The organism is Gluconobacter sp. P5E10, from assembly GCF_018812145.1.
GTDB classification, from domain to species: domain Bacteria; phylum Pseudomonadota; class Alphaproteobacteria; order Acetobacterales; family Acetobacteraceae; genus Gluconobacter; species Gluconobacter cerinus.
In genome coordinates this window covers 115,779-133,576 of record NZ_JACRVZ010000002.1, presented here as the reverse complement: position 1 = coordinate 133,576, position 17,798 = coordinate 115,779, and the positions used below count along the sequence as shown (strand labels likewise).

At 56.2% G+C, this 17,798-nt stretch carries 13 protein-coding genes; 7 read left to right on the top strand and 6 right to left on the bottom strand.

What is annotated here, in order from left to right; translation table 11 throughout:
• Nucleotides 1-132: 132 nt before the first annotated feature.
• From bioD to KP707_RS04565, 5 genes are read right to left on the bottom strand one after another with little or no spacing between them, the layout of a single operon-like run.
• The gene (gene bioD / locus KP707_RS16725) at nt 133-783 is read right to left on the bottom strand and encodes a dethiobiotin synthase (protein ID WP_244974357.1); all 651 of its coding nucleotides are present in this window, start codon (nt 781-783) and stop codon (nt 133-135) included.
• Complete coding sequence (locus KP707_RS16720) at nt 780-1,550, bottom strand: methyltransferase domain-containing protein (protein WP_244974358.1); 771 nt, start codon at nt 1,548-1,550, stop codon at nt 780-782. The genes bioD and KP707_RS16720 overlap by 4 nt, the downstream gene beginning before the upstream one ends.
• Nucleotides 1,543-2,169: a biotin synthase gene (locus tag KP707_RS04575; RefSeq protein ID WP_211502313.1), complete on the bottom strand. Its 627-nt coding sequence runs from the start codon at nt 2,167-2,169 to the stop codon at nt 1,543-1,545. Before KP707_RS04575 ends, KP707_RS16720 begins: the two co-directional genes overlap by 8 nt.
• Nucleotides 2,166-3,347, bottom strand: a complete 1,182-nt coding sequence (gene bioF, locus KP707_RS04570) for an 8-amino-7-oxononanoate synthase (RefSeq protein ID WP_211502312.1) — start codon at nt 3,345-3,347, stop codon at nt 2,166-2,168. The genes KP707_RS04575 and bioF overlap by 4 nt, the downstream gene beginning before the upstream one ends.
• Nucleotides 3,344-4,627, bottom strand: a complete 1,284-nt coding sequence (locus tag KP707_RS04565) for an adenosylmethionine--8-amino-7-oxononanoate transaminase (RefSeq protein WP_249202828.1) — start codon at nt 4,625-4,627, stop codon at nt 3,344-3,346. Before KP707_RS04565 ends, bioF begins: the two co-directional genes overlap by 4 nt.
• Nucleotides 4,628-4,822: 195 nt before the next feature.
• On the opposite strand from KP707_RS04565, the gene KP707_RS04560 reads away from it, so the two are divergent.
• A complete protein-coding gene (locus KP707_RS04560; protein ID WP_046900711.1) occupies nt 4,823-5,026 on the top strand; it encodes a hypothetical protein in 204 nt (67 codons plus the stop codon).
• A gap of 6 nt (nt 5,027-5,032) precedes the next feature.
• Here the strand turns inward: KP707_RS04560 and KP707_RS04555 are convergent, their stop codons facing one another.
• Complete coding sequence (locus KP707_RS04555; protein WP_211502311.1) at nt 5,033-6,487, bottom strand: YdiU family protein; 1,455 nt, start codon at nt 6,485-6,487, stop codon at nt 5,033-5,035.
• A 343-nt stretch (nt 6,488-6,830) separates the two neighbouring features.
• Between KP707_RS04555 and KP707_RS04550 the strand changes: the two genes are divergently transcribed.
• From KP707_RS04550 to KP707_RS04525, 6 genes are all read left to right on the top strand, one after another.
• The gene (locus KP707_RS04550) at nt 6,831-9,053 is read left to right on the top strand and encodes a peptidase domain-containing ABC transporter (protein ID WP_373687775.1); all 2,223 of its coding nucleotides are present in this window, start codon (nt 6,831-6,833) and stop codon (nt 9,051-9,053) included.
• Nucleotides 9,054-9,056: 3 nt separating this feature from the next.
• Nucleotides 9,057-10,514, top strand: coding sequence for an HlyD family type I secretion periplasmic adaptor subunit (locus KP707_RS04545; protein ID WP_211502310.1), 1,458 nt, complete (start codon nt 9,057-9,059; stop codon nt 10,512-10,514).
• A gap of 63 nt (nt 10,515-10,577) precedes the next feature.
• Entirely contained in the window at nt 10,578-12,350 is a 1,773-nt protein-coding gene (locus KP707_RS04540) for a tetratricopeptide repeat protein (RefSeq protein WP_211502309.1), read from the top strand.
• A gap of 6 nt (nt 12,351-12,356) precedes the next feature.
• Nucleotides 12,357-15,311, top strand: coding sequence for a glycosyltransferase (locus KP707_RS04535; protein ID WP_211506643.1), 2,955 nt, complete (start codon nt 12,357-12,359; stop codon nt 15,309-15,311).
• Between the two features lie 172 nt (nt 15,312-15,483).
• Nucleotides 15,484-16,407 (top strand): hypothetical protein, encoded by a 924-nt coding sequence (locus tag KP707_RS04530; RefSeq protein ID WP_211502307.1) that lies wholly within the window; start codon nt 15,484-15,486, stop codon nt 16,405-16,407.
• Between the two features lie 146 nt (nt 16,408-16,553).
• Nucleotides 16,554-17,789, top strand: a complete 1,236-nt coding sequence (locus KP707_RS04525; protein WP_211502306.1) for a glycosyltransferase family 4 protein — start codon at nt 16,554-16,556, stop codon at nt 17,787-17,789.
• Nucleotides 17,790-17,798 lie beyond the last annotated feature (9 nt).

Here is a 17,798-nt window from a genome sequence, read left to right as displayed (position 1 = left end):
GAAATCAGAGGGCGGTCTTTGATCAAGCGATACGCCGGATGCACTTCGTTGCGAAGAGACGTTCTATGATTACGCAGCTATTTCACAAGGGTCGGATGTGTTCTTTTCATGGCACATCCCAAAAAGAACACATCATTGTGAATTCTGTTGCTGCAAGACACAAAGCGGCGGTACACGGCCAGAAATTTCAGAAACGACGGTTTCATTTATGCTCTCTAGACGTGGAACGCTGAAAAGGATCCGAACGTTCCCGAAATGAGCAATGTCGCGTGCATTTCCTGGATTTTCAGGCCCGCTGAGGACGACCCCCAGAACAGGAATACCTCTGCGACGAAGCGCTTCGAGACTCAGGAGCGTATGGTTGATGGTTCCCAGCCCGCTGCGCGCAACAAGAACGACGGGAAGATCCAGTCGCTGCATGAGATCAATCATCATCATGTCGCTTCGGACAGGCACCATCAGGCCGCCCGCACCCTCAACGACAAGGGGCGCTTTGACGGCGGGAAGAACAAGACGTCCGGGATTGATTGTAACGTTTTCCAGCGCCGCCGCTGCGTAGGGTGCGAGAGGGGCCTGAAGCGCATATGCCGGAGGAATAATCCGATCAGGCGGAAGGGCAGCCAGAGTTTTGACGGTAGAGGTGTCGCCTGCTTCGTCAGAAAGGCCCGTTTGAAGCGGCTTCCAGTACGTCGCAGTCCAGGCTTTCGTCAGGATGGCACTGACGAGCGTCTTGCCGATTTCGGTGTCCGTCCCGGTGACGAACACACCGCGAAAGCTGTTCATGGCATATCCTTTCTGAAAATTCCGATCCCCAAGGCGTAGGTGACGCTGGTGTGCTCTTTGTCAAAACAGGACATGGCGCGCCTGAGTGCGTGTATTCCCGCGGGAGTGCTTCCTTTGCCAGGGAGAGACGCGCCGATCTGCTGCAATCTGCGGAGGAAGGTTCTGGCATTTGGGACCGGATCTTGCATGTTTGCCGTATGCCATTGGCCGCGCCCTCCAGAGGGCCATTCCTGCTGAAGCATGGTTGCGCCGGGATAGAATGGGACGCCGCACGGGGTGTCTGTCTTCCGGCAAGTCGAGCGCCACTCTTCCAGGCTCCCTTCAAGGAGCGTTGCAATCATCAGAGTGCCACCTGGCGCCAGTAAGCGGCAAAGACGTTCGAGCCCCTTGCTGCGGTTTTCAAACCATTGGAAGCACAGGCTCGAAGCGATCAGGTCAAATGGTCCCGTCGCATCCGGGCGCTCTCCATCCATGACCGTGAAGGCGATGTTCTTCTGCCCGTGAAGGCGCGATCTGGCGCGTGCGAGCATAGTCGGAGCGAGATCGGTGGCGAGAATGGCGGTATTAGGAAAGCTTCTGGAGAGATGCTCTGTGAGAAAACCCGTGCCACACCCGAATTCGAGAATATGGGCAGGCTGAGTCTCGGTCACCTCAGCGACAATTCGCTCGGCCAGAAAAGCGGCGCAACGGCGCTGGATATCTGCCGCAGCGTCATAGTCCTCCGCCTCATTAAACCGGGTGACGATCTGGCGTTTGCGTTCATCCATGCTGTTTGACCTGACGCAGCACAAAATTAGCACAGAGTTCTGGCTGTTCGAGAGGCAGAAGATGGCTGCCTTCAACCCTTTTACCCGGAACACTGAAACCTGCCTGAGCAGGAGGGAACGGATCTGACAGTCCTGTCATCCAGTGAAGCTGGCTCCCCCAGCGGGTCGCTGCATTTCGTTCATCGTTTTGAATCAGATGTTCCAGACCCTGATTCAGAACGGCCGTCACGGGATCTGACGGAATGGGTTTGTCCGTTCCGCATCTTTGCCGGAAATCGTTCAGGACCGTTTTAGGGGAGCGTTGCAACTGGCGCTTCATTCTTTCCAGAACGCGAAGGGGCACGCCTTCCGGAAAATCGTTGCTCTCAGAAAACCGTCCAAACCCATTGAACATGATGAGCCCCAGGCATCCGGGAAGATCCTGCCCCAACAGGTCCAGTGTTCCTGCGGAATGGCCGATCGCCAGATAAGGTTGCTCCGGTTTAGGGGCTGCGTAAGGGCATCCGAAATATCCCTTATCCACAACGGACGCCTTGAGGTCAGGCAGGTGCTGAAGCATCGGGGCCCAGAAAGACGCGTCAAATCCCCAGCCATGAACGAGATAAAGGGAGACAGTCATGGCGTGTGCTCACATGCCAGCCGGGCAACAGCCTCGCCTAACTGGGTAATTTGTGAATCTGTCAGTCCAGCGTGAAGGGCCAGACGCAAGCGTGCCGTTCCCTGAGGCACGGTTGGTGGACGAATGGCTACGGTGAGGAAACCTTCGTTTTCCAATGCTCTGGCAACATCAAGCGCTCGCTGGGATTCACCGATCAGGACCGGCACAATCTGCGTGGACGACTCTGCTGTCGAAAGACCAGCCGCGTTCAAAACCGTTCGAAGGTGTCCTGCCTGACCCAGCAGGGTCTGCCGTTCACGATCCATCGTCGGAATAATGTCCAGTGCGGCATCAATGGCCCCCAGGACAGCGGGCGGAAGGGCCGTACTATAGATAAAGCCTGAAGCGTGATTGAGCAGATAGTCACAGAGAGACCTGGAGCCCGCGATATAAGCTCCCATTCCCCCAAGGGCTTTGCTGCATGTGCCCATTGTCAGGTCAGCCAAACCGCCGGAAAGCCCATGCCCATGGGCCCCAAGAACGCCCGTGGCATGGGCCTCATCAACATACAGGAACGCATCGTAGCGATCAGCCAGAGCGCGCAGGGCGGGAATGTCTGCGCGGTCCCCATCCATGGAAAACACGCTCTCTGTTACGATCATCCGCAAGCCAGGCTTGGTGGCTTCCCGTTTGAGCAGTGTCTCCAGATGCGTAAGATCATTGTGGCGAAAACGATGCTGTCGGACGCCCGCTGCTGCACATCCGTGATGGAGGCTGGCATGGTTCAGCCGGTCGGAAAAAACCAGCATGGGATGACCGGTCCGAGCGGTCGAAAGGGCGCACAGGGCAGGGACCACCGAGGCATTGGCTTGCCAGCCCGATGCAAAGAGCAGCGCGGCCTCATATCCTTTGAAGCGCGCCATCTTCTGCTCGACAGCCTGATGGATTTCCAACGTTCCACTCACAAGGCGGGACGCCCGTGCCCCCGTTCCAAAGCGTAATGCCCAGTCAGAGGCGCGTTCTTTGAGCAGCGGATGGTCGGCAAGGCCCAGATAATCGTTTGAGGACACATCAATCATGCGACGGTTGTCTCGCAGGATGGCCTGTCCGTCCCGAGTGACCGGACGCAGTGTTCGCCGTGTTCCCGCAGTTTCTCGGTCGTGAAGGGCGGATGTGAAGTGGGCGTCAAACAGGCTCATGTGTTGTTCCGGAGAACAGTGACAATGCTGGCTGTCAGAAGAGACAGATCTTCCTCGCTAATCGTGAATGCTGGCGTCAGATACACAATGTTCCGGAAGGGGCGGATCCATGTCCCTTGGTTCACGAACGCGCGGCGGAGGACGTCAGGGTCTGCAATGTTTTCCAGTTCCACCACGCCAATTGCACCCAACACGCGAATATCTTTTACGCCGGGAAGTCCGCGGCATGGTTCCAGCTCCCGTTGGAGTTGAGCTGAGATGCGAGCAACCTGTTCCAGTCTGGGTTCCTGTTCGAACAGATCCAGTGACGCATTCGCCACGGCGCAGGCCAGTGGGTTGGCCATGAATGTTGGCCCGTGCATGAGAGCCTTGCCAGCTTCCGTGGAGAGAAACGCTTCGAAAACGCCTCGTCTCGCCACGGTTGCAGCCAGGGCCATCGTCCCGCCGGTCAGGGCCTTGGAGAGAGCAATAATATCGGGGACGATCTCAGCCTGCTCGCAGGCGAACATCGTTCCGGTTCGGCCAAAACCGGTAAAAATTTCATCCAGAATGAGCAGAATGCCGTATCGGTCACAAATGCTGCGAAGGCGCTGCAGAACGTCCGGGCTGTGGAACAGCATTCCGCCTGCCCCCTGAACCAGCGGCTCCGTGACGATGGCAGCTACTGTATGCCCTTCAGCGTCCAGCAGGGCTTCAAGTCTGGCCGTGCTGTCATCATCAACTGGAAGATCAGCAAGGATCTGGCGAGGAAGAACGCCCGCGAAAAGGCTGTGCATGCCCTCTTCCGGGTCGCAGATGGACATCGTGCCCAGCGTGTCCCCGTGATAGCCGCCCCGGAAAGACAGCATCTTTGTCCGACCATGCGTGCCACGGTTGATGTGATACTGAACTGCCATTTTAACGGCGACTTCCATCGCCACCGAGCCGGAATCTGTAAAAAACGTGCGTTCAAGATCGCCGGGCAGAAGTTCAGCCAGACGTGCTGCCAGACGCCGGGCCGGCTCATGAACCATGCCTCCAAACATTACATGAGGCATGTCGCTGGCCTGCCGAACCAGTGCCTGCTGAATGTGAGGGTGGCTATAGCCATGGCAGGCAGTCCACCAGGCAGCGACTCCATCCACGAGTTCGCGCCCGTCTGACAGCGTAATCCGGCTTCCGGACGTGCGGATGGCCTCCACAGGAAAAGGGGCCGTCTGCATTTGGGTGTAGGGCAGCCAGAGATGGGGAAGGTCGGCAGCGGACCGGTTCGCCCCGGCGGATGATGATTTGCAGGACATGCCAGCGTTTTCCCGCATGGCTGGAGGCAAGTCCATCCCCCCGGTCATGATGCTGTCACAGGTTATCATAAAAAGGTCACGCTCTAACGGGAAACGATCTGGCATGAACCCCGTTATTGCAGCGCCCTGGCTGGTGTCAGTGGCGTGGAAAGATAGGTTCTTCCTGGGGCGGAAGGGCAACTGAGGTCAAGACTGATGCTGAATTCCAAGGTTATTCATGTGAACGGCGTGTTTCTGGGCACGGCCATCATGAATCGTGGGATGGATACTCTCCGGTTCTACGCAACGCATGAAAGTGTGCGCGCACTCCACAACACCTGCATGCCGGATCTTCTGGCTCTGTACTGTCAGGTCAGACGCCTGTTCAACAACAGTCGCCTGACATTTCAGCCAGCCTGAATATTTTCAGGTCCCACAGAACGTATTGCGGACATGCTCGTTCGAGGCTGGTGGCAGATCGAGCCCGTCATCGGCATCCTCGAACGGGCGAGCGAGGGCTGCGGCGAGCTGATGGAAGAGGGTATAATCACCCGTTAATGCGGCTTTGATGGCTGCTTCAATCCGGTGATTACGGGGAATAATGCGAGGGTTGCTTGCCTGCATGAGCGCAAAACGCGCGTTAGCCGTTTGATCTTCCGTATCCAGTCTTCCTTTCCAGCTTTGTAGCCACGAAATGGCAGCTTCCCTGTCTTTGAACTGAGCCAGAAAACCTGTGGCGTCGTCTGTGCGGGCCACGGTGTTCAGGTGCCGGAAAGTGAGCGTAAAGTCCGCCTCGTCACGATGCATCATGGTTAAAAGACGGGAGATAAGGGTCGTATCCGTCCGACCTTCCAAAAACAGGCCGAGCTTTCGACGCCATCCGGAAAGATAAGCCTCCCCGAAAATGCTATCGAAACGGCTCAGCGTGTCTGTCGCAAGGTTGACCGCTTGATCAGTATCCGCATCAATGCATGGCAAAAGTGCTTCTGCCAGACGACCCAAATTCCAGAGCGCCATATCTGGCTGTTGCCCGTAGGCATACCGGCCATTCTGATCAATGAAGCTAAAGACTTTTCCGGGGTCGTAGCTATCAAGGAAGGCGCAGGGGCCAAAGTCGATCGTTTCTCCGGCAATGGACATGTTGTCGGTGTTCATGACGCCATGAATAAATCCGACCAGCATCCATTGGGCAATCAGCCGAGCCTGGCGGTCAACGACGGCATTTAAAAGCGCCAAGGCCCGGTTTGGGCTGTCTGCTAACTCAGGATAGAGCCGTTCAATGACATGATCTACGAGGAGCGTCAGGCCCTCCCGATCCTGGCGTGCAGCGAAAAACTGGAATGTCCCGACCCTGACGTGCGTAGAGGCGACCCGTGCAATTACACCCCCGGGCATAAGCGTCTCTCGAACGACGTTCTCACCTGTCGTGAGGGCTGCAAGCGCACGTGTTGTGGGAATGCCGAGTGCGGCCATGGCTTCGCTGACCAGGTATTCCCGTAAAACAGGCCCCAAAGCCGCATGGCCGTCTCCCCGACGGGAAAATGGCGTAGGGCCTGATCCCTTGAGGTGCAGATCCCACACTTTGCCCTGTCTGTCCGTCAGTTCTCCGACCAGCATTGCACGGCCGTCCCCGAGCGAAGGAACAAAATGCCCGAATTGATGCCCGGCATAGGCCATAGCAACGGGTGGCGCTCCGTCAGGGCGCTGACCCTGACTCAGGAAGGCAAGGCCATCTTTTTGGCAAAGCCAGTGAGTATCGAGCCCGAGACGTGTGGCGAGCGGTTCGTTCAGGGCAACCAGTTGCGGATTACGAAAGGGACGAGGGGCCAATGCGCTCGAAAAGCGCTCGGGCAGGGAGGCATAATGCCGGGAGATCTGCATGCAACATCCTTGTGTGCCCGTGTGACAGAGCTTCGAGAGATAGGTTTCCCGATGGAGAAAGAAAAGAAATCAAGAAATTTTCCGGTCACTCATTGTTCGGAAAACATGGGCATCCGGATGCAAAGATGTGAGGTCACAACAGTTCAACCAACAGTTGTTGGCTTTATCTTTATGTAAACCTAAGCAGATTCGAGCCGGGAGTGACTGTATTTTGTAAAGATTTTTCCATTCGCGAAGACAGGGGGAGGTGACGGAAAAGACAGTATTCTCTATTCATGAAATATGAACGGGCATTTCTGCCTTTGATGCCGCCTGTGCGGGACCACAGCATAGAGGACGTTTCGTGGATCAAACCCAGCGCGTGTCTGGCCCCGGAAGGGACGTAAGCCCGGCAGTCATCCGACTATATGCCGCCTTGGCTGCAGCCCGGTTTCATGGGCTTGAACTCGATATCCGAGATTTTGCTGCGGAGCCTGGGGAGAACACACCGTCTCCCGCATCTCTTGCGCGCTGGCTGAACGAACAGGGCGCGGTTGCCAAGGGAATGCGTCTGAAGTGGCGCTATCTTTTGCGTCTGCAGAACTCTCCTCCTGTTGTTCTGATGTTCAAGGACGGCTCGGCTGGCCTCATGGTGGCGACAAACCCTGAAAAAGGCGTTGTCTGGCTCCGTGATCCGATGGGAGGGGATGGCGACACGCCAATCCCGGTAGATGAGCTCCGTCTGTCGCAGGTTTGGACAGGCGATGTGCTTCTCGTAAAGCGTCGTCGTGATGAATCCGAGGCTGATGCACGGTTTGATCTGCTCTGGTTTGCCAAGATGGCAATGCGAGAGAAGAAGATCCTTCGGGACATCGCCTTCGCATCCATGATCCTGAGTATTCTTCAGATCTTCCCGGCTCTGATTGTCATGCAGGTGTTGGATCGCGTCGTAAATTACCATTCCATGGCGACGCTGGTCTCGTTGTCGTCTTTTGTGTTGATTCTGACGTTCTACGAAATTCTTCTAACGTATGCGCGGCGGGAACTGTCTCTTGTTCTTTCGTCCCGGCTGGACGCAAGAATTTCGTTGCACGCTTTCAATCGTCTGCTTGCCCTGCCGCTGGAATTCTATGAGCGCGAGCAGACGGGTGAAATTCTGGGGCGTTTTGTTGCGGTCTTCAAAGTCCGTGACTTTCTTACCGGCCAGTTGATGTCCACAATGCTGGACCTCTTTACACTGGTTGTGATTCTTCCGGTTCTTTTCCTGCTGAGTTCGACACTAGCCTGGCTGACGATCGCTTCCGCAGGTTGTATCGGCCTGATCGTGGTTCTTTTCCTTCCTGCTGTGACGCGCGTTATGGGGCGGCAGATCCGCGCTGAAATGAATCGTGGATCGACCCTCTATGAGACGGTCGCTGGTATTCGAACCGTCAAGACCCTTGCGCTGGAATCGACCCGTCGCGAAGAGTGGGATCAGAAAACTGCTGAGGTGGTTCGCTGGAAGCTGGCAGCGGGACGTATGTCCAACTGGCCGCAGACGCTGGTCATGCCGTTTGATGCGTTCATCAACCGTGGTGTGATCCTTGTTGGTGCGTATCTTGTGCTGACTAATGCAAGCAACATGCAGGCCGGTTCGCTGGCAGGCTTCATGATGCTGGGTGGGCGTGTCGCAGCCCCTCTGGTGGGGCTGGCGAAGTTGATGGAAGCCATCAATGAAGTAACGGTCTCGCTGGTTGAGGCGGGTGCAGTGCTTAACCAGCCGACCGAAACCAAGGCTCTGACGACAGGGATGCGGCCCCGGATCAAGGGTGCCCTCTCCTTTATGGACGTCAACTTCTCCTATCCGGGGTCGACTACGAAGGCTCTGGATAATGTAGCGTTCGAAGTTCCTGCCGGCACCATGCTGGGGCTGGTGGGACGTTCAGGTTCGGGTAAATCGACCGTTACCCGTCTCTTGCAGGGTGTCAGCCGCAATTATACCGGGTATCTGCGGCTGGATGGCGTGGACCTGCGTGAGATCAATCTGACCCATCTGCGCCGTTCTTTCGGTGTGGTTCTGCAGGATAACTTCCTGTTCCGTGGAACAGTGCGTGATAACATCACAGCAGGTCGCCCAGGCCTGACGATCGACGATGTCGTTCGTGCTGCTCGCCTCGCGGGAGCAGAGGAATTTATCGAAAGAATGCCAGCCGGGTATGATACCTGGATTGAAGAAGGCTCCACCAATATCTCTGGTGGTCAGCGACAGAGACTGGCGATTGCCCGTGCTGTCATCTGTGATCCGAAACTGATGATTCTGGATGAGGCGACGTCGGCGCTCGATCCGGAATCCGAAGCGCTGGTGAATGCCAATCTTCAGCGGATTGGTAAGGGGCGCACGATGGTGATCGTTTCCCATCGCCTTTCTTCCCTTGTGAACTGCCATCAGATCGCTGTGATGGACAGAGGCAAGCTCATGGATATCGCACCGCATCATGTTCTTCTGGAACGCTGCGAAATCTATCGCACGCTCTGGATGCAGCAGAACCGTCATATGAATGCTTCGGCGTCTCCAGATGATGCAGACCAACTGGCCGAAGGAGAATAAGACATGAGCTCCTCCGACATGATCCCGAACAACGACCAGTCTCCTGAAGAGAATGGTAGTGAAAACTACACCAGCCATGTTCCGCGGACGGCAACAGATCCGTTTGCTCCACAGGGCATGCCTATTGCGCTTCTGGAGTTTCATTCTCCGACGGCTGGTCTGGTCAATCTGCCCGCCACGGCCTCTGCACGTTACACAATTTGGCTGATTGGAGGCCTGTTCCTCGCGTGTCTGGCAGGAATGGCTTTGTTTCCGCTCAATCGAATTGTCAGCACGACGGGACGTCTGGTTTCTACCCAGCCGACCATTGTTGTTCAGCCGCTGGAAACGTCGATTGTTCATTCGATTGATGTTCAGGTCGGCGATTTTGTGAAGAAAGGCCAGGTGCTCGCACATCTGGACCCGACCATCACGAAAGCTGACATGACCAATATGGCCGAGCAGCGAGATTCATATCAGGCTGAACTGGATCGTCTGAAAGCAGAAGCTGACGATCAGGATTACCATGTTGATACGTCAAACCCTGCATCTGTTCGGCAGGGTGCAGCTTTCCTGCGTCGTCGCAATGAATATCGCGCCCATATCCAGAATTACGATCAACAGATCGCTGGCTTGCAAAGCGATATGCAGGGATACCGTGCCAACGCAGCCATGTATGCCAGCAAGATGCGGGTCGCCGATGAAGTTCTGAAAATGCGGCAGCATGAGCAGGCGGATCAGGTTGGATCACGCCTTTCCACGCTTGCCGCGCAGAACGACATGATGGAAGCAGAGCGGGCTGAAATTTCTGCCCAGCAGAACGCCAATTCTGCCGAAAACAAGCTTGCAGCCATGCGGGCGGAACGCGACAGCTACATCGAGAACTGGAAGGCGCAGGTCTACACGACCCTGACCGAGACCCAGCATCATCTTGATGAATACAACAGCTCCTACGAGAAAGCGCGTCTGCGGCAGGACCTGATTCTGCTGAAGGCACCGGAAGATGGCGTTGTCCTTACGATTGCGAAGGCATCCATTGGCTCCGTGCTTCAGTCGGCTGGTCAGTTCATGACGCTTGTCCCCACGGGGTATGGCGTTGAGATGGAATCAGTGGTTCGCGCCTCTGACGCGGCCTTCATCAAAATCGGTGATCATGCTCTCGTAAAGTTTGCTGCATTTCCTTTCACCCAATACGGCGGAGCTGAGGCAACTGTGCGGGTGATCAGCGCAGACTCCTTCGATAAGTCCAGCGCTGGAGCGGGAGGTGATGCCAGTGCGGTTTCCGGTGGCATCAGTGATGATGTCTATTACCGGGTCCGTCTCCGGATTGATCGTTACACGCTCCACGGGCAGCCAGATTTCTTCCATCCGGCACCTGGTGTTCCGACGACAGCTGATATCGACGTTGGAAAGCGGACCATTCTCCAATACCTCTTCAGTCGTCTGACCCCGACCCTGACAGAAGGTATGAGAGAGCCATAAGGCTGAGAAAACGCCCGGCTAGTCCGGGCGTTTTACATTTTTGCCGTACCCGAGTTGAGCAACATGACATTCAAGCGCCGCATTACGTCTCTCCTCTCTTCCAAAGGAAAGCTGGAACAGGCGATCCATTTGATGGAGACGGGGGAAACCGTTCGTGGTTTCGCTCTGTTGAGCCGTATGGCGGCTCAAGGCGACATGGAGGCGTCCTTTCGTGTCGGGCGGGCCTATCTGGACGGAGCTGGTGTTCCCCCCAGCCTGGAAGAAGGTGCTCGCTGGATTCTGGGCGCTGCGGAAGCCGGTCATGTCGAAGCGACCTTCGTGCTGGCTACGCTTTATACCGTTGGTCTTCCCGAAGGCTTCGAAATCCGTGCGCAAACGGCAGGACTGGATCTTTCTGCCCGTCCCGTCTCTGGCGAAAGGCATGCTGATTTTCATCAGGGCCGTCACTGGGCACAGGTCGCCGCAGATGCGGGTTCGGCCGATGCTCAAGCTTTGCTGGGCTATATTCTCACGAATGGTCCGGAAGACCTACGTGATCTTCCTCGTGCTCGTGCTTTGTACGAACAGTCTGCTGCAGCCGGATGCTCTCAAGGGCATCTGGGGCTGGCATTGGCTATTTTACATTCAGCCGAGACGGAGGATGCCCGGGAGATTGCGGCATCCCATTTGAAAGAGGCAACCAAGGGCGGCTTAGGCACTGCCTTCGATATTCTTGGTCGCATGAGTGAGGCCGGTGCAGGTGTTCCTCAGGATATGGGGGCTGCTGCGCGCTATTATCGTCAGGCTGCTGAGCGCAACATTGTCGGCGCACAGGCACGCTATGGCCTGTTTTTGCTGGAAGGCGTTGGCGTTGAGCTGCACTATGGGCGTGCTGAAACCTGGTTGCGCCGTGCTGCCCTGAACGGAGATGCAGAGTCTGCTGCGCTCCTGGGTGACCTTTATGCCAAGGGTGGAGAGCTGCCACCTAATCTTATGGAGGCGGCGAGCTGGTATCGGCTGGCTGCAGAGCAGAAACACGGTGGGGCAGCACGCGCCCTTGGATTGCTTTACCTGACGGGGAATGGTGTCCACCGAGACCCAGATGTAGCGACGTACTGGTTTCGTGTGGCCTCAGAATCCGGAGACCACCATGCCGATGCAGATTTCGGCAATCTGATTTTGACGGGTGCGTCTGCGACAGATGATCAGAAGCAGGCCCTGAAGGAACGTTTCGAGCGCGCTGCCGAAAAGGGTGATCTGGTTGGTGCCTTTAATCTGGGCGTATGCTTTGCGGAAGGGGTCGGCAGCACGCAGGATGCAGCGGAAGCAGCCCGCTGGATGCAGAAAGCCACGGATGGCGTTGTGAATGCGCAGTTCTGGTACGGGCGGATGTTGTTGGAAGGGCGTGGCGTTCAGCCTGATCCGACACAGGCAATGCACTGGATGGAAAAAGCTGCCGAAGCGGGTATGGCTGAAGCTCAGGTCGCCGTTGCGCAGCTTCTTGTCACGGGGCAAATCAATGGTCGGCGTGACCATGCACGGGCCCTGAATCTTTACCAGGCAGCAGCAGACAGTGGAAATACAGACGCAATGTTCTCATTGGCCGCAATGTATGGCGGCGGTCATGACGTTGAAGAGAACCGGTCAGACGCACAGAAATGGTTTCGAAAGGCGGCCCAGCGGGGAAATGGCCTGGCGCAGCTGATGTTGGGCCGATATCTGGTGCGTGGCATTGCGGGTGTGACGGATCTCGTTGAGGGACGGAGCTGGCTGGAACGCGCCAAGGCTCAGGGCATTCAGGACGCTGAAGCCGAACTTATTAATCTCGATGATGCCCGCGCCGACGAGGACGATTGATTTTACGTGTCTTCTGACAAAGAGCGCCCGGATCTGACCGGTACGACCTCCCGCGCGGCTTTTGGTGGGTACGGTCACAAAGTTACAGATCAGGAAAGGGCAGAGTGGCGGGACGTCATGAACGCCCGGGCGCAGACGGCTTTCAGGCGTGGTCAGGAGGCAATGCAGACCGGGCGTTTGCAGGATGGCCTCTTCTGGCTTGAACGGGCCGAGCGCATGGCCCGCCAGAGCCCAAATGTGACATGGGCTCTGGCGCTGGCTTATTTGCAGGTAGGCCGGGTCGCTGAATGTCTCATTCGTATGGAGCAGTTGTATCACGTCTTTGGACTGCGTGAGGCTGCCTTTCTGTCAGTCGTCTGTCTGGTCAGACAAAACCGGACAGAAGAAGCGGCGTCCCGTATGGGGCAAACCCTGTCACGTTTCCATATCCTGCCAGAGCTTCGGGACCTTGCGACGCAGCTTTCGATACAGAGTGGGCTGGCGGGCTGGTGCACGGCGTCAAATGGTGGGTGGATTGATGTTCAGGCGTCTGGAATCTGCCGTGTTCTACTAGATGGTGTGGTCGTTGGGCGCGGGGTCAGTGGACGCCACACTTTACCTGACGGGTGGCAGAAGGGTGGCCGTCTGGAAGTTCGGTCAGGGCGAAAGCATGTTCTGGGAAGTCCGATCGACATTCAGGCATTAACGCGCTGTGAGTCTCTTGTGCAGGCAACAGCCAATGGTCTGGACGGTTGGATCTGGTATCCGGCCGAGCCTGATCATGTGCCGTCCCTTCGACTTTGGGACGGAGACGTCTTGCAGGTTCCGGCCCTGGCGACGACCGTGGATAGTGACGTTCCCCTTTCAAGGCCTCGTGTCTTTGCCATTCCAAGGAATGCGCTGCCAGCTGGAGATAACGGCCTTCTGACGGTCGAGGATGAACAGGGGAGGCCGTTGTCCGGTGCGCCAGTTGATCCGATGATCGGTCAGCTTTTGGAAGGAAGTAATGATCTTCCAGCGCGCCTGTCCCCCACTCCGGTTGTGCCATGGAATCATCGCCCGGCTTATGGTCGGGTGAGCCCCGGATGCGCGATTGTCATTCCGGTCTATCGTGACAAAGCGGGGACGCTCTCCTGTCTGCAAAGTGTACTGAAAACCGTCCCTGCGGATATTGATGTCATTGTGGTGGACGATGCCACACCAGAGCCTGCCTTGGCCGCGGCGTTGGATGATCTTGCTTTAAAAGGGAAGATTACTCTCCTTCGCCACTCCTGCAATCTTGGTTTTCCCACCTCCGCGAATGATGGAATGCGGGCAGGGGCCGGCCGGGATATTATTCTCCTAAATAGCGATACCATTGTGTTTCCGGGGTGGGTCGAGCGTTTGCGCGCTCGTCTGACGACGACGGATGTTGGCACACTGACACCCTTTTCGAACGATGCCAGTATCCTGTCCTATCCGGCAGTTGACCAGACGAACGACGTCCCTGCCAGAGCGGAGGCTAGAGAACTGGATCGTTTGTGCGCGCGTCAGTTTTCCACGGATGCCGCCCAGATAGATCTTCCGACGGGCAATGGCTTTTGCATGGCCATTACGGCGGACTGTCTGGCTGAAACAGGCTTCTTTCGCGAAGATCTGTTTGGCCAGGGATACGGGGAGGAAAACGACTTCTGCCTGCGAGCGTCTGCTCTGGGTTTTCGTCATTTTCCCGCACCTGACGTGTATGTCGCCCATGTGGGGTCAGTGTCTTTCGGAAGCAGCCGCAAGGCGCTGATGGCGCGAAACCTCGATATTTTGAATGCCCTGCATCCCGGATATGATGCCGTAGTTGCCGCTTTTCTGAAGTCTGACCCTCTTTTGGAGCTCCGCAGAACACTGGATGTAGATCGTTTGGCGCAACGCCGAGGTAACCGGCCGTCAATTTTACTTATTCAACATGATGCTGGCGGTGGCGTAGGGCGTGCGGTTCATCACAGAGCAGTCGACTTTGAGCGACGGGGTCTCTTGCCTCTCGGGTTGCGGCCGACGGAGCAGGGCTGCCTGCTAGAGTGTTTGTCGGACGAGACGGAGACTTTTCCCAATCTGAAATTCAAGCTGCCGGAAGAGCTTCCATTTCTTGTGGATGTCCTGTCTCGGCTTGGTGTGCAGAAAGTGGAGTGGCACCATCTTGTTGGTCATGCGCCCTGCATTCGAACGCTGCATCACGCGCTGAACGTTCCGTATGATATCTTCATTCATGATCATATCTGGTTCTGTCCCCGTATTTCGCTTCTCAATGGGGAGGGTCGATATTGCGGGGAACCGGATGTCGCTGGATGTGAAGCCTGTGTCTCACGCTGGGGAAGCTATCTTGGGGAAAATATCACCGTCCCCGAGTTGATCGAGCGATCTGACCGGGAGTTTCGTGGCGCAGGGCAACTACTGGTGCCGTCACGAGATACTGCACAGCGCCTGTCACGCCATTTTCCTGACATGGATTTCCGTGTCACGCCCCTGGAAGACGATGTCGCTCTGCTGGCCAATTTGCCTGAAAAGACAATGATTGTGCCGGGCCGCCCATTGCGAATCTGTATTGTCGGTGGGTTGAGTCAATGGAAAGGCTATGACGTTGCTCTGGCAATGGCCCATCATGTTGCAAGAATGCCGGTCCAGATCGAGTTGATACTTGTGGGGCATACGCCAGATGATGAAGCTTTAATTGCAGCTGGCGTCCGAGTTACAGGAGAATACCGGGAGGATGAGGCTGTCAGCCTTGTTCAGAAGCAATATGCCGATATAGGCCTTATTCCTTCTATTGCGCCTGAAACCTGGTGCTATGCACTGGGGTTATTATGGAAAAGCGCCTTGCCTGTGGTGTGCTTCGATATCGGTGCGCAGTCAGAGCGTGTGAAACGTAGTGGTCGCGGGGGCGTCATGCCCTTGGGTATGCCTGTTGAGTTAATGCTGGCTTTTATTTTGCGTTGCTGGCGCGAGGGAAGTTGAGATGAACGGGTTTACGCTTCGACTGGAAAGAGTAAAATATAAAACAGGAACAGAGCAGATCATCCTTCCTGAAGACAGCTCATAGACTGGTCCTCCAGTTATGGAGTGTCTGGTGTAGCGCGGACCTGAAGATTTTTTTCCTCCCGATAGACGGGAACAAGTGGAGTAGGGAATGTCAAAGACGGCTGAAGCACCGACGCAGAATCGGGTCATTGACCTCAAGGCTGGTGCTCACATGATGGTGCTGGATGCAGGTATCTTCTGCATCTTCCATGCCGCCGGGCAACCTGCACCGGGTCCTGCCGGTCTGCCTGGCGTCCGTATCTCCCGCGCACCCGGGACGCCCGCTGGCATCGTAACAGTCAGCACCTTTGAGGAAGATGGCTGGATCGGTGCATCCAGTGGTGCTGCTCTGGTCCGCGTGACGCGTGGCCCTGCTGCTGTTTTGGTGACGACGTATCAGGAGCCGAATAGTCAAGCCGAAGCCCCAAAGATCCAGGTCGCTCAGCTCGCCGGTCCTACGTCGACAGCTCCTGCTGCTGTTGTTGCGGCAGAATCTGCAACGGCTCCTGCACCAGCAGCATCTGGCGTGGCAGAAATCTCTGCCCATGTTCAGCGTCAAGGCGACGTCGCTGCTCCGATCGGGGAATGGATGGGCACGCCGGGCAGTCAGGCGTGGATCGAAGGTTTTGCCATCGCTCCGAAAACCAGTATTCCGACGTCCGACATCGAGTATCAGGCTGTTCTTGGTAAGGGATGGCTCTCCCCTTGGTCCGAAGGCGGTCAGTACTGTGGTTCCCGTGGAATGGCACTGCCAATTCTCGGACTGCGCGTGCGGTTGAAGGGCGAGTCAGCGCAGACGCATCATGTACGCCTGTCTTCCACGTTCACGGATGGCACACGTCTGGGCCCTGTAGACGGAACGGATGCACTTGAAGCAGACAGCCTTGCTCCGCTTGAGGCGTTCTTGCTTGAAATTATTCCGAATGATGCCGCCGAAGAGGCCCCGGTGAAGGCACCGGCAAAGACCGCTGCGAGCAAGGCTGCAAAAACAACCAAGGTGCCTGCCAAACGCAAGGCAAGCTCTGCAGACTGAATTGAGTAGAGGCTGCTCACTCCCCGGAGTGAGAACAGCCTCTACGGGCTCTTGTACATGACAAGGGTCGCTTCATACGGCACCTGAGGTCTTTTGTTATTTAGACCTTTTAGGGGCTAGATCTCCTCCAGCAGCCGGGATTTGGTGTGCGCTTCCTTTTTGTTCATCAGAATTTTCCCGGCCAGTTCTTACATTTCGTGCGTCACCTGCATGAGCAGGGTGGCCATGAAATTGTTTTCATTTCCGAGGCGAACGCGGGGGAGGTGCCTGGAGTCAGGCGCGTCATCTATCGGGTGCCTCGTTTGCCATCCTCATCCACGCATCCCCATCTCAGAGAATTTGAATACGGGATACTCCGAGCAGAAGCCGTTGCGACTGCTGCTAAAACCCTCAAGCAGTTGGGGTACGAGCCTGACATCATCATCGGGCACCACGGCTGGGGGGAGCTCCTGAACCTTGGAGATGTTTTTCCAGGGTGTCCAATACTCGGATATTTCGAGTTTTTCTATCACGCCGACCGGAACGATGTTGGGTTCGACCCTGAATTTCCGTCCAGCCCGGACCTTGCGGCTGCGGTACGAATCAAGAATTCGATCAATCTACAAGCTCTTTCCCAGACCAATGGCTACGGTCAGACGCCAACGCAGTTTCAGCGATCAACTTATCCGGCTTGGGCACAGGAGAAAATTTCGCTTCTTCGCGAAGGTGTAAACCTCGATCTTTGCAAGCCAGAGCCACAAGCTCGGAAGCGCAATCTCGTCATTAATGGCGTCAAGATCGGTCCAAGGGATGCTCTTATTACGTATGTCGCGCGTAATCTGGAGCCGTATCGCGGTTTTCACTCTGTAATGCGTGCCCTGCCTCGTATTCTTGCTGAACGTAAAGATGCTCATATCATTATGGTGGGCGGTGATCAGGTAAGCTATGGCGCTCCTCCGCCAGGACGGGGAAGCTGGCGTGAAATCCTGCTCAAGGAGCTTGAGGGCCAACTGGACCTCAGCAGAGTTCATTTCGTGGGCAAGGTTGCCTATGACGATTTCCGAGCTCTGTTGAAGCGCTCAGACGCGCATCTATATCTGACATATCCATTCGTTGCGTCCTGGTCCCTGAGAGAGGCTATGGCAACGGGCTGTCCGATTGTTGGAAGTGATACAGCACCTGTCAGTGAGTTTATCACAGATGGCCTGACAGGGCGGCTAGTACCGTTCCTTGAGCCGGATCGTATTGCGGATGTTGTTCTGGAACTGCTCGAAGACCGCAAGCAGGCGCGTCGTTTGGGGCAGGATGCGCGCCGCTATGCTGAAGCTGAGTTGTGTCTACAGGGTTACCTGAAGCGTTATGACGCTCTGGTGCAGGAGATCGTCAGCGGGCACCCCCGCTGACGATACAGC